This window comes from Sulfitobacter sp. M22 (assembly GCF_021736025.1).
Lineage (GTDB): Bacteria > Pseudomonadota > Alphaproteobacteria > Rhodobacterales > Rhodobacteraceae > Sulfitobacter > Sulfitobacter litoralis.
The window spans coordinates 1880387-1899651 of the sequence record NZ_WMEC01000001.1; the positions used below are offsets into that span (position 1 = coordinate 1880387).

A 19265-nucleotide genomic window follows, 5' to 3' on the forward strand; every position below is an offset into this window, starting at 1 on the left:
CGAGAAATCAGCGGGCGACCGTGGTTTCGCACGCTCACACAAAAGGCTGAAAAAAGAAAACAGGCTAGCATTGCGCGTTTCTCTTACAAATACCCTGTGACGCAAAAAACAGTTCGCCACTTCAGGCACACCCCTCTCGAAATACCCATCTATTTCGCCAATTCGACAGCTATATCCAATAGTTTGATCAATAATATTGGATGGTGCACTCATAAACTCCGACCACGAAGAAAACGAGCATTGCCGAACATATTCGAGCCTTACTGCCAATCTATTTTTAAAATCCAAACAGCATTTTTCTACTGCAGGCAAGCGATCGGCCAAAAAAACATACAAACCCAAAGCGCACGGACTCCTGTAATGACAGCCGATCATTCTCTGATCGGCTAGAAAATCATATCCGGCTAATCGAAACCACATATCGCAAAGAAGTCGCTGACATCGGAAAACGGCATCAGTTTTAAAGCTCAGTTTTCCCTCACTCTCCCTACAACAAGAAATTCTTCAATGCGCCTTGAAAGATATTAACAGGTTGTTACATACTACTGATACGTGTGTAATTGATCGGAAGCGTTAGAGTTCAGTTTAGGCTACCAGGCGAGAAGATGCCATCATTGCCTCCCCGAATGCCACCAGAAGGATTTCTTATTGTTTACTAACGGTTAGCGATTTAACAAGTGCGGGGTTGCATAGGTGAATAGAGCGTCATTATTAGATATTACGGATACGCTGATCCACAGCATGGACGAAGTGCAGCTAGATCGGTGGGATGATCTATCCGAATGGGCAAGCGACCGCGTCGCACCAGTCGATGCAGTTCCCTTGGAAAAACTGCAGCCCCCGAAGGCGAACCTATATTCAGCAAGTTTGGGCCGTATTGGGCTCATGCGAACCTCATACGGCACGTCGACCCAAATTAGTGCGGATGAACTTAGCGGCGCTCCTGTGGTCGCTGCAACGAATTTGCAAGGTTATTCGGTTCCGAGCCTTAGCCGCAGTACGGCGCACCTAAATAAGGTCGACGATAGCTTCCTCTTTGATCTTGCCAAAACGGGCCATAGCTCTCGACTAAGCGACGATGCTGTCCAGCTGCATCTCGCGTTCGATCAAAAGCTACTCAACGAAATTAGCTACTCTTGGTTTGGCAACTTACCTGAACGCAGCACATGGTGCCCTAAAACACCCTTCGGCGGCGATAATACCTTTTGGAACTCCAGCCTGCGCTACATAATGCGCTTGGTCGCCGAAACGTCACAGCCGATTTCGGCGCAGAACATCCGACACATAGAAGAAACCCTTTGCTCCAATTTGGTCCGAAGTTGGGCAGCCCAGTCAGGTATAGATATCAGCGCAGGAAAAAAAGTTGTTGTTCTGCGCATCGTACGCACCGCAGAAGAATATATAATTGAATACGCTGCCGATGCGCCAACATTGACCGAAATAGCCAGTGCGCTTGATATCAGCGTTCGAAACTTGACGCTGAACTTCAAAAAGTTTCGCGGCTGCACGCCGGGCCAGTTCATTCGCGAGCAAAGATTACAGGCAACCCGCAAAGCGCTCCTTGAAGCGGATCAAGATCAAACTGTCAGTCAGATTGCAGCGAGTTTCAGCTACATTCACATGGGCGAATTTGCCAAGATATATCGCAATCGATTTGGCGAACTACCTTCCGAAACTTTAAATCGCTCTAAGTAACCGTAGTCAATCAACCGCCGTCGCCCATAGCTCTCCCCTAACCCATACTTTTCCGAATTGGGTACACCACGCTACCGATAGTCGCGGCGATCCAGCGCATGTGAAAGTGTCCCGAGATTCCGTACATATCTACAATGGTACACCCAGTCGGCACCATCGGCTTCAACCACTTATTTGATGCCGCACTGACTGAGTTAGCATTCGTTAGCTGGCCTCTGTTGTACCTGGGGAAGGCGTGAACTTGGCCCGCTGCATGAAAGTAGATACGCTGAGCGGCCCATAGCGCCTTACCGACAAGGGGAATTTCCCGGGAGCTACCAGCCGTTTTGAGGCGTCTCCAGGGGTGCTCTCGGATGATGACTTTCTTACAGTCGCCTTCCACCACCAGATCGGTCAAAGCTAGCCCTGTCGCTTCAGCTAAGCGCATACCTGTGTCAGAAACCAACGCCACAAGCCAACGTAGGTCGTCATCCAGTGAAACGCACTCCGCCTGCACAGTGTCGATTACTTCTCCCGCTAGCGGCTCACGCTCTTGCACCCCAGCCTGACGGTCGAAGTATACCCCGCTGAAAGGGTTGTTGAACGACACCCCTGCCTCGCTTGCTGCGAAGTTAGTGACGGACCGGACGGTGCCGAAGATGCGGGTGATACTGCTCCCCGACAGCCCGCGCTTAATCAGCGCATCACGGAAGGCATTGGCGTCCTTCTTCGTATAGCCTCGAAGGTCTTTATCTCCCGCGACGTCGATCACGTACCCACAGGAACGCTCCGCAGCCCTGTGAAAGGTCACAGGACGCCCATGACCCTTTTGTTTAAGATAGATAGACACGGCCTCAGATAGAAGCACAGCGTCGCCTATCGCCACCTCTGGCGCTGCCTGTGCGGAACTCGAGGTCATCCGCAAGCGGTGCTTGCCGGGCAGCTCCGCATCCTTGCAACGGAGGTAGTACCAGTATTCGTCGAGTTGATCAGCCGCCCGCCTAGCCCGAGTTGTAGCTACCTGCGCGGACCTCGTTCTCAAAGAATATGAAATTTTCCGTGTGTCGTAATGCCTCAAGAGGTCCGTTGGGACACGTCTCTCGAAATAGAATATGCCGTTCTTTGTGAACGAGAAAGGCACCAAATTGTCATACACCATGTCCTACGCCCGCGCGTTTCTCAAAGAAACCGAGGTATATCAGCAGGTTATGATAAAAAATGGTGCCCAGGGGCGGAATCGAACCACCGACACGAGGATTTTCAATCCACTGCTCTACCCCTGAGCTACCCGGGCACCGGAGACCACCGTAGTGGTCGGGTGTGCGCGTTCTAGGATTTTGCGGCGGGGGTGTCCAGAGGCTTTCGCCATGTTTGGCAAAGGTTTTTTCGGAAAGTTCTAATGTGGCTTGTCCGGAGCGTTCAAAGCGGCCTCGCTGGCCTCGATTGCGGCCTCGACATCCTCGGGATCGCGGCTTGGCGTGGCGTAGCTGCCGTTTAGCCACTTTGCCAAATCCACGTCCGCGCAGCGCCCCGAACAGAAGGGACGATACTTGAGGGAGGTTTCGCCATTACAGATCGGGCAAGTCACTTTAGCACCTCTGCCAGGGGCATACGGGCGCGTTTGCGCTGCAGCTCGTAGTGCCCAAGCGGTGTCCAACCCACCAAAGTGGTTTCCACATCATCAGCGCGAAACGCCTGACGCAAGGCGGTCTCGAAGGGGCGGCGGTCTTTCTTGGGCATGGGTGCAAGATCCAGCGTGATCTGCCCCCCCAGACCGCGCAGACGCAAGGCACGGGGCAAGGCGCGGGCGCAGGCCATGTTGGCCTTGATACCAGCGGCGAGCGACACATCCGCACCGGTGTTCACGTCAACGGCGACCAAGGCGCGTGTGGGTTCAACGAACATGGAGGCACCGCCGTCAAGAGCGACGCGCGGCTGCGAAAGACTATCGACGGTATCCAAAACGCCATGGGTCTCGAACCCGCCGGGATCGGTCACAATGTCTGCCGGCTCTACCCAGTCGCGCCACGCTAAAATGTGTGGGCCGTCGCCTTCGGACAACAGCTCCATCTCGGTGGACGGGTCATCAAGCACCTTGTCAGCCAGCGTCAGCATCGCGTCGATATCATCAGCGATGTCATCCGCATCGGCACCAGCGCAAGAGGACCGCAGAATCAGCCCGTGCGTGGCCCCGTCTGCGGCCTCATGGGCGATCTCGAGCAGCCGGTCACGTTCTTCCTCGTCCCGAATGCTGCGCGAGATATTGGTGCCGGGCGCGCCGGGGGTCACGATAGCATAGCGGCTTTTGAACAATAGCTTTTGCGTCACCGGAATGGCTTTGCCCGGTTCGGCATAGCCCGAAACCTGCACGAGAATTGGCTGTCCGGGTGCCAGCCCCTTGATCTGGCGCAAGAACGCAGAGCCATCAGGCGTCTTGAGGAACATCCCCCCCTGCCCTTTGACCGGACGGTCCGCAATGGCGCGGTAGATCGTGCCAGGGCGCGGCCCGTCACTGTCGATCAAAAGATCATCCAGCTTGCCGTCCACGATCAGCGCAGCGGCTTCGGTGTCGCCAAAATGGTCCAGAACGATCGTACGGCCCTTCATGAGGTCTCTCCTGCGAAAACATATCCTGCAGCACGCAGCAGGTTTGCGGTTTCGGCCAATGGCAGACCGACGATGCCGGTGAACGATCCGCTGATCCAAGGGATCAATGCGCCAGCCGGTCCTTGGATGCCATAGCCGCCGGCCTTACCCTGCCAGTCACCTGTTGCCAGATAAGCCGAGATTTCAACATCCGACAGGCGTTTCATGCGGACGGTGCTGACCACATCACGCTGCCATAGCTTGTCACCGCGCTTGACCGCGACAGCCGTGATAACTTTGTGACGACGCCCCGACATGAGACGTAAAAAGCGGGTCGCCTCGGCCTCGTCTTCGGGTTTGCCTAAGATACGGCGGCCGACAGCGACGGTTGTATCGGCACAGAGCACGATATCATCCCCCCCGGCCTGCACGGCGGCGGCCTTTTCACGGGCCATGCGCGCGCAATAGGGGCGCGGCAGTTCGGCAGCCAGCGGGGTTTCGTCAATATCGGGAGCGCGAATATCGTCTGGGACAACGCCAATTTGCGCCAGCAATTCCTTGCGACGCGGGCTTCCTGATCCGAGGATAAAGCTCATATGGGATCCTAGATCGCTGCCCGAAAACCACGAGGTGATTTTCGGATAAGCGTTTTATTTAAAGCGGTAATTGATCCGGCCTTTGCTCAGATCATAGGGGGTCATTTCCACCTGTACCTTATCGCCAGCCAGAACACGGATGCGGTTCTTACGCATCTTGCCTGCCGTATGCGCGATGATCTCATGGCCGTTTTCAAGCTCGACCCGGAACGTCGCGTTCGGCAGAAGTTCTTTCACGATACCGGGGAATTCGAGCGTGTCTTCCTTGGCCATGGTCTCTCCTTGAACACTTTGTCCTGCAATTTCAGGACGCAGGCTTAAATGGGCGCAATTTTCCCTTTTTTCAAGGGGTATTCACATCAAAGGCACGTTTATGGCCGTTGCGTCACGCCCGAACTGGTCCTCCCAGTGGTTTCGGTTCAAAACCACCCCATCTGCACGCACACGGCTGATCTGTGCGATGTCGACCTCGGCAAAGGTCCAGCCGGGCACGTTGATCTCTGCGGCGGCAAGGACGCCGGTGGACGGAAAGCCCACATCCGGCGGACAGAATATGCCGCCTGCCCCATAAGAATCACCAAGCGCGTCGGACCAATCCGCAGGCCCGACGCAGGATGACATGGCCGTAACGCATTGATTCTCCAGCGCGCGCGCCATTGAACCAATGCGGACGCGCCAGTAGCCTGCCAAGGCTTCGGTCACACTGGGGACGGCGATGATGTCGCAATCTGCCAAGGCGCGACCCAGCAAAGGGAATTCGCTATCATAGCAGATCAGGATGCTGATCTTGCCCAGTGCCGTCTCGAAGATGCGCAAAGGCTCTCCACCGACCACGCCCCAGACCTCGCGTTCGAATCGGGTCATGATCTGTTTGTCCTGCACCCCGATTTGCCCCGAAGGCGTGATCAGGCGGGCGCGGTTTACCGGACGGGGGGCTGCATCGGTGACCGCAGGCCCGGACGCTGCGACGATATGCACGCCATGTTCAGCTGCGAGTTTCTGATGTGTCGCATCTGCATCCGCCAGCCGGTCAGATACAGCGAACAATGACGCCTCCAGATTGCCAGCTACATCCAGCCCGGCGAGCGTGGCCAGTTCCATCGCGCCATATTCGGGGAACACCAGCAGCTCTGCCCCACTGGCCGCCGCAGTTGCGACCCAGCCTGCCAATTTGTCTTCGTAGTGCGCCCAGCTGGACAAGACGTCCAGCGGGTATGCGGCTGTTGCGATTTTCATGAAAGCCTCCGGTGCGTGATGAGCCATATGGTGCGCTGCGCACGGGGCAGCTTCAAGGGGAACGCGTGTTTTCCGCAGTTCATTTCAGTTTTGTGAAACCAATGCTTAGAAATACGCACGAACCTTGCCAAAATATTGGTCATGCTTCACTAAATCCGAAAGGACCAAGGGCGGGACATCATGATCAAAAAGGGCATCACCCTACGCGGCATAGAAGTGTTCGAGGCATTGGCCAGCCGTGGGTCTGTGGCGCAGGCCGCTGCGTTGACAGGGCTAAGCCAACCCGCCGTCAGTCAACAGATCAGCAACCTCGAAGCCGCTATGGGCGCAGCGCTTGTCGATCACAGTACGCGCCCGATGAAACTGACCGCTGCGGGCGAAAGCTTTCTGCGTCACAGCGGTGCAGCGCTTGCCCATATCCGCTTGGCGCAATCCGAACTGACGGTGATGGACCTTGCAAACCTCAGCGACCTGAGCCTCGGGGTGATCGACGATTTTGACAATGACCTGACCCCCCGCCTCGCAACGCTTCTGGCCGACAGCATGGCAGGCTGCCGCTTCCGGATGGTCACCGACGGCAGCAAGGGGTTGATCCAGGCGGTTCAGGACAAATCCCTTCACATTGCTATCGCCGCCACCAGCGGGGATGCCAAAAGCGGGCTCATCGAAATTCCGCTGGCACGCGACCCATTCGTGATCGTGACCCCTGCCGGTTTTGAGGGTATCAGCGCGGACCTAATGGCGGGGCGATCGACTTTGCCGTTCGTGAAATACGCCACCGACCAGCTGATTTCCGACCAGATCACCAACCACCTCACCCGCAGCAATATCACCCTGCCCTCCCAGTTCGAGATCGGCAGCCACCTTGCCTTGATGGCGATGGTGGCACGGGGGATTGGCTGGGCGATCACGACGCCCTTCGGTTATTGTCGCGCAGAGCGGTTCCACCAACAGCTCGCGGTGCATCCCCTGCCCGTACCGGGGCTGTCGCGTCAGATTTCCCTGTTCGCAGGGTCGGATTGGACGGGACCGGTGCCGCAGAATATCGCTGATACGATGCGCCAACTGCTCCGGTCGCATATGATCGCGCCGACGGTCGCGCAATTGCCGTGGCTCGCCCCCAGTTTCGAGACGCTCGCGGGCTGACCGCTTGCGCAAGACGTGCGGGACTGTTTCACTCGGGCGCAAGAAAGAGGGGCTGACATGAGCAAGATCGTAATTCTGACAGGCGCAGGCATTTCTGCGGAAAGCGGCATTGATACCTTCCGCGCCGAAGATGGGCTATGGGCGCAGCACCGCGTCGAGGACGTCGCCACACCCGAAGGCTTTGCCCGTGATCCTCAACTGGTCGTCGATTTTTATAACGGTCGTCGCAAGCAGACGGCAGAGGTAACGCCTAATGCGGCGCACCAGGCGCTGGCCAAGCTGCAGCAGCACTATGCGGGTCAGGTCGTCATCGTGACCCAAAACGTCGATGACCTGCATGAACAGGGCGGCGCGCGGGTGATCCATATGCACGGCGCGTTGAACTCGGCGCTCTGCGCCAGCTGCGATCACCGTTGGTCCGCGCCTATGGTGATGGCAGTCGGCGATCCCTGCCCCGCCTGCCAAGCCCCCGCCGCGCGACCTGACATCGTGTGGTTCGGCGAAATGCCCTATGACATGGATGCGATTTTTGATCATTTGGCCGAGGCCGATATTTTCGCGGCCATCGGTACATCGGGCAACGTCTACCCCGCCGCCGGTTTCGTCGCAGAGGCCCGCCGCAACGGGGCCCACACGGTAGAGATGAACCTCGAACGCTCTGCCGTCGGAAACCAGTTTGCCGAACACCGCACCGGTCCGGCGACACGTGTGGTCACCGACTGGGTGGAGGAATTGCTGGGCACCCCCGCAGAACAGCGGCCCACGTTCTAACAAACGCCGGGCCGCCGCCATTCGTGTTTGGAAAAGACGTTAGTCTTTCGGCATCTCGTGACCGGCGTGATCCATATCACCGTGGTCGTGCTTCATGTCACCGTGCTCGATCTTGTCGTGCTTCATCTTGTCATGCTTCATCTTGCCGTGGTTCGGCTTGCGGTCCTGATCGACCATCACCTCGATCTCGACCGCACCGGCTTTTTCGAACTCCAGCGTGACGGGAACCATCGCCCCTTCTACAAGCGACTCTTTCAGCCCCATGAACATCAGGTGATCGCCGCCGCGTTTAAAGGCGTGCATTTCATCCGCAGCGATGGCCACGCCGCCTTCGATCTCGCCCATGCGCATGATGCCATTATCGTCAGAACGGTGCGAATGCAGCTCGACCTTATCGGCCACGTCGGAAGACGCACCGATCAAACGGTCATCCGCGCCAGAGTGGTTCATCACCACCATAAATGCCGCACCGGAGGTAGATTTCGCGGTCGAGCTGCGGATGTACGCGTCATCCACCATGATACCTTCGGCAGCGAGGGGGGCAGAAAAGAGAAACAGTGCGCAAACGGCGCGGGTCAGCAAAGCAGGTGTCATTGGTATATCCTGTCGTCATATTCAAAATGTCTGTGAAAGTCGTATGTCAGGCAGCGACAGGCGGTGCTCTAGGGTCGTGGCGCATTTTGCGGCGCGGCACATCAGCTGTCGGGAAATACAACGATGGTGCAACAAAAACCACGATCCGCATCGGTGCAGCAACCAGAGCCACGGCATCTGTCATCGCAACGTTGAGCGCCGAATCGGGACATATATGCGGGGCCGACGTGGGCTTGCCCTGTGCATCTACATAGATCGCCACAGGGCCTGCACCGGTACACAGCACCATCTGACCCATCGCAGCAGACGCGCCACGTGCAACGGCCATGCTTTGCCCTGTCAGGGCAAGCATCAACGCAAGTACCAAAGCTGATAAGGAACGCAGGGTCATAGGCCGCACCCTAGCCAAAGCTGGTGACAATGCACCTGCCCAAAACGACGCAGCCCCGGCCAAGGGCCAGGGCTGCAACATCGTAACGATTTGAAAGTCTTACGACAGCGCTTCGGCTGTAGCGCTGGACTTTGCAATTGCTTTCTTAACTTTCAACGCGCTGACGGACAGCTCGGCGTCCTTTGCCTTCGCCATGAACTTGTCCAAACCACCGCGGTGGTCAACAGTGCGCAGAGCAGCTGCCGAGATGCGGAACTTGAAACCACGGCCCAGTGCTTCGGACTGCAGGGTAACATCGTTCAGGTTTGGCAAGAACCGACGACGTGTGCGGTTCTTGGCGTGGCTTACGTTGTTGCCCGTCATCGGGCCTTTTCCGGTCAATTCGCAAACGCGCGACATGGGTCTATCCTTTTGCTGCGGGGCATTTTCCGGCGATCCGGAGCAATACCCATATGGGCCGCGCTACGGCAAACCCTGAAATTGGTTTGCTGGCTTTAGGCGGAATCGAGAGCGGGGTCAACCCAAGCCTGCACGCCATCGCACGCTTTTCCTTTTGCATCCGTCGAAAAGATTTGCCATCTGTCGCGCATGAACATTCATTCCCGCGCCCTTCTTGTCCATCTGTTTACTGCAACGGGTGCGATTTTCGCCATGCTCGCCATGCTCGCCGCCGCCGAAGAACGTTGGGACATGATGTTCCTCTGGCTGGTGGTGGCTTTTTTCGTAGACGGGATCGACGGGCCACTGGCGCGTAAATATAATGTAAAGACCAACGCGCCCGAGTTTGATGGCGTCCTGCTTGATCTGATCATTGACTACCTGACCTATGTTTTTATTCCCGCCTTTGCGTTGTTCCAATCCGGCCTCATGGACGGGTGGAGCGGTTGGGTCATGATCATCATCGTCACCTTTGCCAGCGCCATGTACTTCTGCGATACACGTATGAAAACAAAGGATAATTCCTTTTGGGGCTTTCCGGGGTGCTGGAACATGCTGGTGTTGGTGCTATTTGCCCTGTCGCCGCCGTGGTGGGTATCGCTGGTGCTGGTGACGGTTCTGGCAGTGACCATGTTCGCCCCGCTCAAGTTCGTGCACCCTGTTCGGACAGAGCGTTGGCGCGCGGTTACATTGCCGATGGCGCTGGCCTGGACCTTCTTTGCAGGATGGGCCGCTTGGGTCGATTTCCACCCGCAAAGCTGGGCACATTGGGGTCTGGTCATCACCAGTCTATACCTAATGTTTGCCGGCGTGGCGCAGCAATACCTGTACGATCGCAAGGCCTGAACCGACGCCCCGCGATCAACATTACCGCACATAACTTTAAAATCTAGATCAGCAGCCCTGCGGCCCCTTCATGGCGCAGCAGGGCGACTTTCGTTTCTACGCCGCCGTCCCCCGAATATCCGGTCAGCCCCTTTGCCCCCATCACGCGATGGCACGGCACAATGACGGGAATCGGATTGTGCCCGCACGCCTGTCCCACGACCTGCGCGGGGATCGCCAACTTGGTCGCGATGTCGCCATAGGTCACCGTATCGCCAAAAGGGATCGCCGACATCTCGGCGCAGACCGCCTGCAGTGTGGCACTTCCGCCAATTCGCAACGGCAGGGTGAACTGCGTCAGCCGCCCCGCATCATAGGCACGCAGCTGCGCCTCTGCGTCATCCAGCACGCGGCCAGCGTCATCATGTAAGGAACCCTGCCCCCACTGCAGGTGGGTGATCGCGCCTGCATCCTCGGTTACGACCAAGGTACCAAACCGCGTGGGGATACTGCGCCGCTTCACCCGAGTTTCCGGATCAAGCGGCGCGGCGTCATCTTAGGACACGGCTTCGTCACACCGGGCACAAACGCCCGCGTGATCGTGGGTGCCGACATCCGGCAGCACCTTCCAGCAGCGTGCGCATTTCTCGCCCGAAGCTTTCTCGAACACCACGGCAACGCCGTCGGTCTCTGGCATACGGAACGCCTCTGCCGGGGCGTCATCGCCGGTGATGGCGATGGCTGAGGTGATACAGACATCCTCGAACGCAACGCTTTCAAGCGCGGCCCGCTGAGCGTCATCGGCAACAAACACCATAGGTGCGGCCTCAAGCGAGGCCCCGATGACTTTCTCGACCCGCTGCACTTCCAACGCCGAGGTCACAACCCGCCGCGCGGCACGCACCTTGGCCCATTTCGCCGCCAGATCAGCATCCAGCCACGCCTTGGGCGTTTCAGGGATATCCGTCAGGTGGACCGAGCTTTCGTCGCCGGGGAACCGCTCAAGCCAGACTTCCTCCATGGTGAACACCAGCACGGGGGCCAGCCATGTCGTCAGACGGTGGAACAGGATATCCAGCACAGTGCGCGCAGCACGGCGGCGCAGCGTGTCGCCGTCGCAATACAGCGCATCCTTGCGCACGTCGAAATAGAAGGCCGACAGATCAACGGTGGCGAAGGTAAACACCGCCTGGAACACGCCTTGGAAGTCGTAGCGCGCATAGCCTTCGCGCACGACCTGATCCAGCTCAGCCACACGGTGCAGCACCCAGCGTTCAAGCTCTGGCATGTCCGCGGGTTCGGTCCGGTCGGCATCGGTAAAGTCCGACAACGCCCCCAGCATATAGCGCATGGTGTTGCGCAAACGGCGGTAGCTGTCGGCGGTCCCTTTCAGGATTTCCGGCCCGATCCGCTGGTCCGCGGTATAGTCCGTCTGTGCAACCCAAAGCCGCAGAATATCCGCGCCATATTGTTGGACAATCTTTTCGGGCACGACGGTGTTGCCGATGGATTTGGACATCTTCATGCCCTTCTCATCCAATGTGAACCCATGCGTCACCACGTTGCGGTAAGGCGCGCGGCCAGTGGTGCCTACGGATTGCAGCAGCGACGAATGGAACCAACCGCGGTGTTGGTCGGTGCCTTCCATATAAACGTCTGCGATACCGTCCTCAGAGCCGTCTTCACGGTCGCGCAGCACGAACGCATGGGTTGAACCGGAATCGAACCAAACGTCCAGAATGTCGAAGACTTGGGTATAGTCGTCGGGGTTCACAATCCCACCCAGGAAACGCTCTTTTGCGCCATCTTCGTACCAGACATCCGCACCGTCAGCTTCGAACGCGTCGACCACACGCTGGTTGACTTCGGGGTTGCGCAGCAAGAAGTCTTCATCCGTTGGCAGCGCGCCGTTTTTGGTAAAGCAGGTCAGCGGCACGCCCCATGCACGTTGACGCGACAGCACCCAGTCGGGGCGTGCCTCCATCATCGAATGCAGACGGTTGCGGCCCTTTTTGGGCACCCAGTTGACGTTGTCGATCTCGGTCAGGGCGCGTTCACGGATGGTCTTGCCGAATGTGTCCTGACCGTCGCCAACGGGCCGGTCGATCGCGGCAAACCACTGTGGCGTGTTGCGATAGATGACCGGTGCCTTGGAGCGCCAGGAATGCGGATAGCTGTGCTTGATCTTGCCCCGCGCCAGCAGCCCGCCAACCTCGACCAGCTTGTTGATCACGGCGGTGTTGGCGTCGCCTTCCTTGCCGTTGGGTTTGAGGATCTTCTTCCCACCAAAGAACGGCAGATCCGCGCGGAAGGACCCGTCTTCGACCACGTTATAGGTGATCACCTGATCCAGCATCCCCAGCCCGCGGTAGAGCTCATATTCCTCAAGACCATGGGACGGCGCGCAATGCACAAAGCCCGTGCCTTCGGTGTCGGTCACAAAATCGGCGGCGCGGAAGTCGCGCAGATCATCCCATTCGCCATTGCTGCCTTCGGCCCCCGCCAGCGGGTGCTGCAACGAGATATTTGCCAGCTCGTCCTGCGTCACATCCCGCAGACGGCGCACCATGGTTTCGTCCAGACGCGCACGCCCGAACACATCCATCGCCATGCTGTCCGACAGCAGATAACGGTCGCCGATGGTGACCCAGGATTCCTCGGGGCGGCCGATGACTTCATACAGACCGTAAGAGATATCCTCGCCATAGACGACAGCCTTGTTGGACGGCATGGTCCAGGGCGTCGTGGTCCAGATCACGACGTTTGCGCCGTCAAGAGATTTCACATTTTCGATGTATTCTTCAGTTCGCTCCGGAGAAGCTAGATCAATAATTTGTTGATCATTTAGCGCCCCCAAATAATCAGAGTTTGGACCTTTGTTTCCGCCGCTCTCCACAACCTTAAACTTCACCCAGATCGTAAAGCTTTCTTTGTCGTGGTATTCGACCTCGGCCTCGGCCAGCGCGGTCTTTTCGACCGGCGACCACATCACGGGCTTGGACCCTTGATACAATGTGCCGTTCATCAGGAACTTCATGAATTCTTCGGCGATCACACGTTCCGCGTGGAAATCCATCGTCAGATAGGGGTCTGCCCAGTTGCCGGTGATGCCCAGACGTTTGAATTCCTCGCGCTGCACATCAACCCAGCCGGCGGCGAACTTGCGGCATTCGGCGCGGAAATCATTGATCGGCACATCGTCCTTGTCGCGGCCCTTCTGGCGGTACTGTTCCTCGATCTTCCATTCGATGGGCAGACCGTGGCAATCCCAACCGGGGATATAGCGCGCGTCAAAACCCATCATCTGGTGCGACCGCACGATCATGTCCTTGATCGTCTTGTTCAGCGCGTGACCGATGTGCAGATTGCCGTTCGCATAGGGGGGGCCATCGTGCAGCGTAAAGGGGGTGCGCCCCTGCTTTTCACGCAGGCGATCGTAGACGCCGATCTTTGCCCACCGCTCCAGCCATTCGGGTTCGCGTTTGGGCAGGCCCGCACGCATCGGGAAATCGGTTTTCGGCAGGTTCAGCGTGGATTTATAGTCAAGCGTTTCGGGGGTGTCGGCGCACATGGCGGGCGTCCTTTGGCAACGGAATTTCGGAATGGTGAATGTTCGGATACGGTGCGAAGAACTCAAGCACCTCTGCCCGGCGTCTCGTCAATCAGAGCGCCGGGAAAATAATTCGTATAATGATCGCGGAGTTCCGGGTCATATTCAGCCTTATAGGCCGCAGCAGATCGACCGACAAGCCCCCTCGCCCGGGCACTTAGCTGGTCTTGGAAAACAGCCCCGACAGGGCCCGTTTGATGATGCTGCGCACCTTAGGCCGGCGCGCCTCAGAGAACGGCATGGGGCGGCAGACCTCCATCGCGGCGACACCGACACGGGCGGTCAACGCGCCGTTTACCAGCCCCTCGCCAAAGCGGCGCGACAGTTTCGCCAGCATCGTCCCGCCCAAGATAGGTTCCAGCATGTCGTCGCCCACGGCCACAGCCCCCGTCGCCACCAGATGCGACAGCACCACCCGCGTCAGACGCCACGACCCGAAAAAGCCCGACCGCCCACCATAGACTTCGGCCACACGGCGGATCATCCGCAGGTTGCTGGTCATCGCCGCGACCACATCGGCCAACGCCAAAGGCACCAGCGCCGTCACCGTTGCAACCTGACGGGCGGCGGCTTCGACCTCGCGGCTAGCGGCAATATCCAGCGGCCCCAGCAGCTCTGCCTCGGTCAAGGCCAGCAACGCCTGTGCATCCAGTTGATCGCCGCGCAGCTCTGCCAGACGGTCGCGTCCCCATCGGGTATCCTCGCGTCCCTGATACAGCCCAACCAGCCGATCAGTGACCGCCCGAGCGGACTTGAGGTCATTCTGTGCCAGCGCCTCGCCGACGTCGTGATGCAATCCGTCAAGCCGCGCCAGACGGCTAAAGGCCGCAAGTTCGCGCAGGCACAAAAGCACTAAGACGAGCAGCACCGCACCAATCAGGACGGTCATCACCATCCCCAACAAAGGATAGCTCGCCAGCAGCCCCATGACGAAATTCCACGCCGCAATCGACACCAGCGCGCCGATCAGCGTGGTCAGCAACCACCAGAACAGCCGCAGCAGCTTTGACGGCTTGCGCGCTGCCAGCCGTGCCGCGATCTGCATTGCCTGCCCCTGCGGTGCGGGTGCCCCGACATCCGGCACCGGCGGCGCATCCGAGACAGAGGGCCGCGTGGCCGCGTCTTCTTCGAGATCAAATAAAACCGGACCCTTGGCCATCACGCTGCCCCTTTCACCCATTCGAACCGCACATCCGGCAGCCCGAAATCATTGCCTGCGCCGTCGCTACGCGTCACCTCGACAAAGCCTGCAGCGCGGTAAAACCGTGTGGCACGCAAGTTCGCCTCAAAACTCCAGAGCGCAAGACGGTCGCTTTGCGCCTTGGCCCCGTCCAGCAAGCGCTGCGCAATACCTTTGCCTTGCGCCTTGGGATGCAGATACAGCCCGTGAATCTCCGCCACGCGACGTGCCAAAAAGCCCACGACATGCCCCTCGGTCCGTGCCACCTGCACCCAGCCGACGTCGATCATATCGCCCAAGGTGCCGATCTCTTCTGCGCGACTGTGGGCCTGAGGAAGCCAATCGTGATCTGCATTGGCACAGGCCATCACCTCTGACAGACGGCCGGCATCCAGCACCCGTGCGGGCGCAATGGTCACGGCATCAACGGTCACAGACGGTCCCCGATCAGGAATTCCGCAGCACGGTCCAGTCGGATATGGGGCGGGCCGTCACCGGGGCGCAGGTTCAGCCGCGCCGGTGCAAAGCGCATGATCTGATAGTCCTGATCCAGCCATTTAGCGGCCCCCGCCCGCGCCGGGCTCAGCAGATGCGCGGGGTCTTTTGGCAATTCGCCGGGATAGAACGCCGCCTCTTTGCCCGTGTCCAGCAAGCTGCCGCGCACGACATCCAGCGTCTCTCCGTCGTGGGTCATCGTGGCCTCGGTCGTGGCCCGCAACGATGCCAGCGACATTGCCGATGTCCCCGCACCGGCAAAGCGGGCGCGGTCGCGGGCATCACGGGTCAATGCCTCCATGATGGCGGTCAGACTGGCATGCTGGCTGTGGTGCAGATGGTCGGCCTTAGTCGCCGCGAACAGGATTTTCTCGACACGTTTGCCACGCAGTAGCTGGGTCATAAATCCGTTGCGCCCGGGTTTGAAGCTGCCAAGAATATCGCTCATCGCAGCGCGCAAATCCTCGACGGCGCGGGGGCCTTGATTGATCGCGCCAAGCGCGTCTACCAGCACGACCTGACGATCGATTCGTGCAAAGTGATCGCGGAAAAAGGGTTTCACCACCCGCCGTTTATAGGCCTCGAACCGCCGCGCCATTTCCCGCAAAAGCGACCCGCGCGGCCCCTCGCCACCCGGCAAGGGCGCGAAAGTCAGCACCGGCGATCCGGCCAGATCTCCCGGCAGCAGGAACCGCCCTGGCGTGCAGTCGGAATAGCCATTTGCCCGCGCCGTCTGCAGGTAATCGGCAAAGCTGGCTGCCAACGCTTGGGCGACGGGTTCGTCCAGCGGTCCGTCGGCGTCAGTCCCCGCCACCAGCGCGCGGTAGCCCGTCGCCTCTTCGCGATCCGCGATACGGGCCAGCACCTGCGCCGACCATGTGGCATAATCCACATCCATCAGAGCCAGATCCAGCAGCCATTCGCCGGGGTAATCCACGATATCCAGATGCACCGTGCGCGGCCCCTGAAATCCGGCCAGCAAGCCATTGGGCCGCACCCGCAAAGACAGACGCAGCTCTGATATGGCGCGGGTGCTTTCGGGCCAGTGCGGCGTCGGACCGGTCAGCGCGGCAAGGTGGTTTTCATATTCGAACCGCGGCACGGTATCGTCGGGCTGGGGTTGCAGGAACGCCGCCTCGATCCGGCCTTCGGATGCGGCCAGAAGCCCCGGCATCCGGCCCCGGTCCAGCAAGTTCGCCACAAGCGAGGTGATGAATACGGTTTTGCCGGACCGCGCCAGTCCGGTGACACCCAAACGGATCACGGGTTCGAAAAACGTCTCGGACACACCGTCCTGAACATTTTCAACCTGCCGCCAAATTCCATCGGCAATTCTTGAGAGTACCAAAGCCCGTGCCCGCCTTAACTTTTCGATAAGGCTTAACATAGGTGCGCGGGTCAGGGATTGCCAGATCAGCCGCCCCCATGTAAATGCCCGCCATGCAACGCTATGCCCTTAAAATCGAATACCACGGCGCGCCCTTTGTCGGTTGGCAACGCCAGATCGGCCTTGCCTCTGTGCAAGGGGCGATCGAAGACGCCTTGGCCAAGATCGAACCCCGCGTTCATAATATCGCCGCCGCAGGGCGCACCGATGCAGGTGTTCACGGGCTCGCGCAGGTCGCCCACTGCGATATGGAGCGGGACTGGACCCCGTTCCGCCTGTCCGAAGCGATCAACTATCACCTGAAGCCCCTGCCGGTTGCGATCGTCGATTGTGTGGCTGTGGATGACGACTTTCACGCCCGTTTTTCCGCCCAAGAGCGCCGGTATCTCTTTCGCGTGCTGGTGCGCCGTGCGCCGGCCACCCATCAGGCGGGTCTGGTCTGGCAGGTCAAAAAGCCGCTTAATATAGACCTCATGCGTGAAGGCGCATCCCATTTGATCGGCGAGCACGATTTTACCACCTTCCGTTCTACCATCTGTCAGGCACAGACGCCGGTCAAAACGCTTGACCGTCTTGAGATGAAAGAGGTGCCGGTGAGCGGCGGCGTAGAGGTGCATTTCGACGTGCGTGCGCGGTCTTTCCTGCACAATCAGGTGCGCAGCATCGTCGGCACGTTAGAACGTGTCGGCGCGGGGTCTTTTGCGCCCGATGATGTCAGAAAGATTCGCGATGCCCGTGAACGCACCGCCTGCGGGCCGGTGTCACCGCCGCACGGGCTTTACCTGTCGCATGTGACCTACAAGACCGACCCTTTTGCGCAGTCAACACTGGGGCAGCAATAACCCCGCGCCATCAGTCTCGAAAAATCGCGTTCCACGTCCCGTGATGTGCCCCCGCAATATCGCCCCGTTCAAATCCGTGCGCCCCGAAAAAGTCGCGCTGCGCCTGTATCAGATTGGCCGATCCGCGTGCCGTGCGGATCGTATCGTACCATGCAAGTGACGCGCTGAGCGCAGGCATCGGAATACCCAAAGACACCCCTGCCGCCACCGTCTTGCGCAGCCCCGCCAGATGATCGCCGAGCATCTCGCGCAGTGCTGGCGCGAGGATCAAGGCCCCCTCTGGCAACCCCGCGTGAAAGGCGTCGGCCAGATCATCCAGCAAAGCAGAGCGGATGATACATCCCGCGCGCCAGATCTCTGCGATGCGGGCCATATCAAGGTGCCAGTTGAATTCATCGGACGCGGCAGCAAGCACGCGAAACCCTTGGGCGTGGCCCAGAATACGCGCGGCCAGCAGGGCGGAATGCAAGTCCGCGTCTGAAGGTAGATCGCCGCCAATCACCGCATCCGGCAACAAGGGGGCCGCCGCAACCCGCAGCGCCTTTTCGCTGGACCAGCCCCGTGCGCCGACTGCCGCCTCGATCGCGCTGGCGGATTGACCGAGCTTCAGCGCCTCTATCAAGGTCCAGCGGCCGGTGCCCTTCTGCCCCGCCTTATCAAGGATCAGGTCCACCATCGGGGTACCGCTGTCTGCATCGACGGTTTGCAATGCCGCGGCAGAAACCTCGATCAGATACGAGCCGAGAGGCCCGTTCTGCCAGCGCTCGAACAGGGCTCCGATCTGCGGCGCGCTTTGCCCGCCCGCATCCCGCAGCAGCCCGTAAACTTCGGCGATCATCTGCATGTCGGCATATTCGATCCCGTTGTGCACAGTCTTGACGAAATGCCCTGCCCCGTCCGGCCCCAGATGATCGACGCAGGGCGCGCCCTGAAACTTTGCCGCAATCGCGCTAAGCATGGGGCGCAGCTGGGTCCAGCTGTGATCCGTCCCGCCCACCATCATCGATGGGCCGTGCCGCGCACCTTCTTCGCCGCCCGAAACCCCCATACCGACGAAATGCCGGCCCGTGCCGTTGAACGCGGCCGACCGACGGCGTGTATCGTGGAAATCGGCGTTGCCACCGTCGATGATCGTGTCGCCCTCGTCCAGCAATGGCATCACGGCGTCGATCATCGCATCCATCGGTGCCCCCGACGGGATCATGAACAAGATACTGCGCGGCAGCGCGATGCTATCGACGAACTCCTCTAGCGTCTCGTGGCCCGTCAGGTTTGCAGCCAAGGTGCCGGCTTCGTCGATAAACGGCGCAATCCAGTCTGCCTCGCGGTTGCTGACCGCCACACGAAACCCCTGCTCTGCCAGATTAAGCGCCAGCGCACTGCCCATTGTGCCCAGACCATACACGCCAATATCAGCGGCCTTTATATCTGCGTCCATCGGCTTATCTCCTGTGGGTGAAGGGTTCATCAAACTTAGGGATGCGCACCGGTGCT

The 19265-nt window shown here is 59.2% G+C and carries 20 protein-coding genes, 1 tRNA gene and 1 pseudogene; 5 read left to right on the forward strand and 17 right to left on the reverse strand.

All coding sequences use genetic code 11. The features are described 5' to 3' along the window. The first annotated feature begins 693 nt into the window (after positions 1–693). Positions 694–1695, forward strand: a complete 1002-nt coding sequence (locus GLP52_RS19605; RefSeq protein WP_237273519.1) for a helix-turn-helix domain-containing protein — start codon at positions 694–696, stop codon at positions 1693–1695. 37 nt (positions 1696–1732) lie between these two features. Here the strand turns inward: GLP52_RS19605 and GLP52_RS09240 are convergent, their stop codons facing one another. From GLP52_RS09240 to GLP52_RS09270, 8 genes and pseudogenes are all read right to left on the reverse strand, one after another. After that, positions 1733–2524, reverse strand: a complete 792-nt coding sequence (locus GLP52_RS09240) for an integrase (RefSeq protein ID WP_237273520.1) — start codon at positions 2522–2524, stop codon at positions 1733–1735. A gap of 120 nt (positions 2525–2644) precedes the next feature. Continuing rightward, a pseudogene (locus tag GLP52_RS19610) lies at positions 2645–2833 on the reverse strand (DUF6538 domain-containing protein); the annotation flags it as partial. Positions 2834–2893: 60 nt separating this feature from the next. After that, a tRNA-Phe gene (locus GLP52_RS09245) sits at positions 2894–2968 on the reverse strand. 102 nt (positions 2969–3070) lie between these two features. Beyond that, complete coding sequence (locus tag GLP52_RS09250) at positions 3071–3262, reverse strand: DNA gyrase inhibitor YacG (protein ID WP_237272233.1); 192 nt, start codon at positions 3260–3262, stop codon at positions 3071–3073. Further along, positions 3259–4281 (reverse strand): ribonuclease E/G, encoded by a 1023-nt coding sequence (locus tag GLP52_RS09255; RefSeq protein WP_093733330.1) that lies wholly within the window; start codon positions 4279–4281, stop codon positions 3259–3261. The genes GLP52_RS09250 and GLP52_RS09255 overlap by 4 nt, the downstream gene beginning before the upstream one ends. Further along, on the reverse strand, positions 4278–4856 hold the full coding sequence (locus GLP52_RS09260) for a Maf family protein (protein WP_237272234.1): 579 nt from the start codon (positions 4854–4856) through the stop codon (positions 4278–4280). Before GLP52_RS09260 ends, GLP52_RS09255 begins: the two co-directional genes overlap by 4 nt. Before the next feature lie 54 nt (positions 4857–4910). Continuing rightward, positions 4911–5129 carry a translation initiation factor IF-1 gene (gene infA / locus GLP52_RS09265; protein WP_005851736.1) on the reverse strand — a complete coding sequence of 73 codons (219 nt, stop codon included), beginning with the start codon at positions 5127–5129 and terminating at the stop codon, positions 4911–4913. A gap of 81 nt (positions 5130–5210) precedes the next feature. Beyond that, positions 5211–6092 carry a carbon-nitrogen hydrolase family protein gene (locus GLP52_RS09270; protein ID WP_237272235.1) on the reverse strand — a complete coding sequence of 294 codons (882 nt, stop codon included), beginning with the start codon at positions 6090–6092 and terminating at the stop codon, positions 5211–5213. Between the two features lie 180 nt (positions 6093–6272). Here GLP52_RS09270 and GLP52_RS09275 point away from each other — a divergent pair, with 180 nt between their 5' ends. Further along, on the forward strand, positions 6273–7238 hold the full coding sequence (locus tag GLP52_RS09275) for a LysR family transcriptional regulator (RefSeq protein ID WP_237272236.1): 966 nt from the start codon (positions 6273–6275) through the stop codon (positions 7236–7238). 57 nt (positions 7239–7295) lie between these two features. Then, positions 7296–8009: an NAD-dependent deacylase gene (locus GLP52_RS09280; protein ID WP_237273521.1), complete on the forward strand. Its 714-nt coding sequence runs from the start codon at positions 7296–7298 to the stop codon at positions 8007–8009. 39 nt (positions 8010–8048) lie between these two features. On the opposite strand, the gene GLP52_RS09285 is transcribed toward GLP52_RS09280, so the two are convergent. The 3 genes from GLP52_RS09285 to rpmB all read right to left on the reverse strand — a co-directional run bounded on the left by GLP52_RS09285 (position 8049) and on the right by rpmB (position 9393). Then, positions 8049–8603, reverse strand: coding sequence for a copper chaperone PCu(A)C (locus GLP52_RS09285; protein WP_237272238.1), 555 nt, complete (start codon positions 8601–8603; stop codon positions 8049–8051). 46 nt (positions 8604–8649) lie between these two features. After that, positions 8650–8994, reverse strand: coding sequence for a hypothetical protein (locus GLP52_RS09290; RefSeq protein WP_237272239.1), 345 nt, complete (start codon positions 8992–8994; stop codon positions 8650–8652). A 99-nt stretch (positions 8995–9093) separates the two neighbouring features. Next, positions 9094–9393, reverse strand: a complete 300-nt coding sequence (rpmB, locus tag GLP52_RS09295) for a 50S ribosomal protein L28 (RefSeq protein ID WP_237272240.1) — start codon at positions 9391–9393, stop codon at positions 9094–9096. 189 nt (positions 9394–9582) lie between these two features. Here rpmB and GLP52_RS09300 point away from each other — a divergent pair, with 189 nt between their 5' ends. Continuing rightward, entirely contained in the window at positions 9583–10278 is a 696-nt protein-coding gene (locus GLP52_RS09300) for a CDP-alcohol phosphatidyltransferase family protein (RefSeq protein WP_093733338.1), read from the forward strand. Positions 10279–10321: 43 nt separating this feature from the next. On the opposite strand, the gene GLP52_RS09305 is transcribed toward GLP52_RS09300, so the two are convergent. From GLP52_RS09305 to GLP52_RS09325, 5 genes are all read right to left on the reverse strand, one after another. Then, positions 10322–10780 (reverse strand): methylated-DNA--[protein]-cysteine S-methyltransferase, encoded by a 459-nt coding sequence (locus GLP52_RS09305; protein ID WP_237272241.1) that lies wholly within the window; start codon positions 10778–10780, stop codon positions 10322–10324. A gap of 33 nt (positions 10781–10813) precedes the next feature. Next, complete coding sequence (gene ileS / locus GLP52_RS09310; protein WP_237272242.1) at positions 10814–13828, reverse strand: isoleucine--tRNA ligase; 3015 nt, start codon at positions 13826–13828, stop codon at positions 10814–10816. Positions 13829–14024: 196 nt separating this feature from the next. After that, positions 14025–15026: a YcjF family protein gene (locus GLP52_RS09315; protein ID WP_237272243.1), complete on the reverse strand. Its 1002-nt coding sequence runs from the start codon at positions 15024–15026 to the stop codon at positions 14025–14027. Then, positions 15026–15481: a GNAT family N-acetyltransferase gene (locus tag GLP52_RS09320; protein WP_237272244.1), complete on the reverse strand. Its 456-nt coding sequence runs from the start codon at positions 15479–15481 to the stop codon at positions 15026–15028. Before GLP52_RS09320 ends, GLP52_RS09315 begins: the two co-directional genes overlap by 1 nt. Further along, positions 15478–16890, reverse strand: a complete 1413-nt coding sequence (locus GLP52_RS09325; RefSeq protein ID WP_237272245.1) for a YcjX family protein — start codon at positions 16888–16890, stop codon at positions 15478–15480. Before GLP52_RS09325 ends, GLP52_RS09320 begins: the two co-directional genes overlap by 4 nt. Positions 16891–16982: 92 nt before the next feature. Here GLP52_RS09325 and truA point away from each other — a divergent pair, with 92 nt between their 5' ends. Beyond that, positions 16983–17771 (forward strand): tRNA pseudouridine(38-40) synthase TruA, encoded by a 789-nt coding sequence (gene truA / locus GLP52_RS09330; protein ID WP_093733419.1) that lies wholly within the window; start codon positions 16983–16985, stop codon positions 17769–17771. A 10-nt stretch (positions 17772–17781) separates the two neighbouring features. Here the strand turns inward: truA and gndA are convergent, their stop codons facing one another. Continuing rightward, complete coding sequence (gene gndA, locus GLP52_RS09335) at positions 17782–19209, reverse strand: NADP-dependent phosphogluconate dehydrogenase (RefSeq protein ID WP_237272246.1); 1428 nt, start codon at positions 19207–19209, stop codon at positions 17782–17784. Between the last annotated feature and the right edge of the window lie 56 nt (positions 19210–19265).

Coding starts and splice junctions, on each gene's coding strand:
- GLP52_RS09255 (WP_093733330.1), bottom strand. CDS start 4,281: ATGAAGGGCCGTACGATCGTTCTGGACCATTTTGGCGACACCGAAGCC.
- GLP52_RS09260 (WP_237272234.1), bottom strand. CDS start 4,856: ATGAGCTTTATCCTCGGATCAGGAAGCCCGCGTCGCAAGGAATTGCTG.
- infA (WP_005851736.1), bottom strand. CDS start 5,129: ATGGCCAAGGAAGACACGCTCGAATTCCCCGGTATCGTGAAAGAACTT.
- GLP52_RS09270 (WP_237272235.1), bottom strand. CDS start 6,092: ATGAAAATCGCAACAGCCGCATACCCGCTGGACGTCTTGTCCAGCTGG.
- GLP52_RS09275 (WP_237272236.1), top strand. CDS start 6,273: ATGATCAAAAAGGGCATCACCCTACGCGGCATAGAAGTGTTCGAGGCA.
- GLP52_RS09280 (WP_237273521.1), top strand. CDS start 7,296: ATGAGCAAGATCGTAATTCTGACAGGCGCAGGCATTTCTGCGGAAAGC.
- GLP52_RS09285 (WP_237272238.1), bottom strand. CDS start 8,603: ATGACACCTGCTTTGCTGACCCGCGCCGTTTGCGCACTGTTTCTCTTT.
- GLP52_RS09290 (WP_237272239.1), bottom strand. CDS start 8,994: ATGACCCTGCGTTCCTTATCAGCTTTGGTACTTGCGTTGATGCTTGCC.
- rpmB (WP_237272240.1), bottom strand. CDS start 9,393: ATGTCGCGCGTTTGCGAATTGACCGGAAAAGGCCCGATGACGGGCAAC.
- GLP52_RS09300 (WP_093733338.1), top strand. CDS start 9,583: ATGAACATTCATTCCCGCGCCCTTCTTGTCCATCTGTTTACTGCAACG.
- ileS (WP_237272242.1), bottom strand. CDS start 13,828: ATGTGCGCCGACACCCCCGAAACGCTTGACTATAAATCCACGCTGAAC.
- GLP52_RS09315 (WP_237272243.1), bottom strand. CDS start 15,026: ATGGCCAAGGGTCCGGTTTTATTTGATCTCGAAGAAGACGCGGCCACG.
- truA (WP_093733419.1), top strand. CDS start 16,983: ATGCAACGCTATGCCCTTAAAATCGAATACCACGGCGCGCCCTTTGTC.
- gndA (WP_237272246.1), bottom strand. CDS start 19,209: ATGGACGCAGATATAAAGGCCGCTGATATTGGCGTGTATGGTCTGGGC.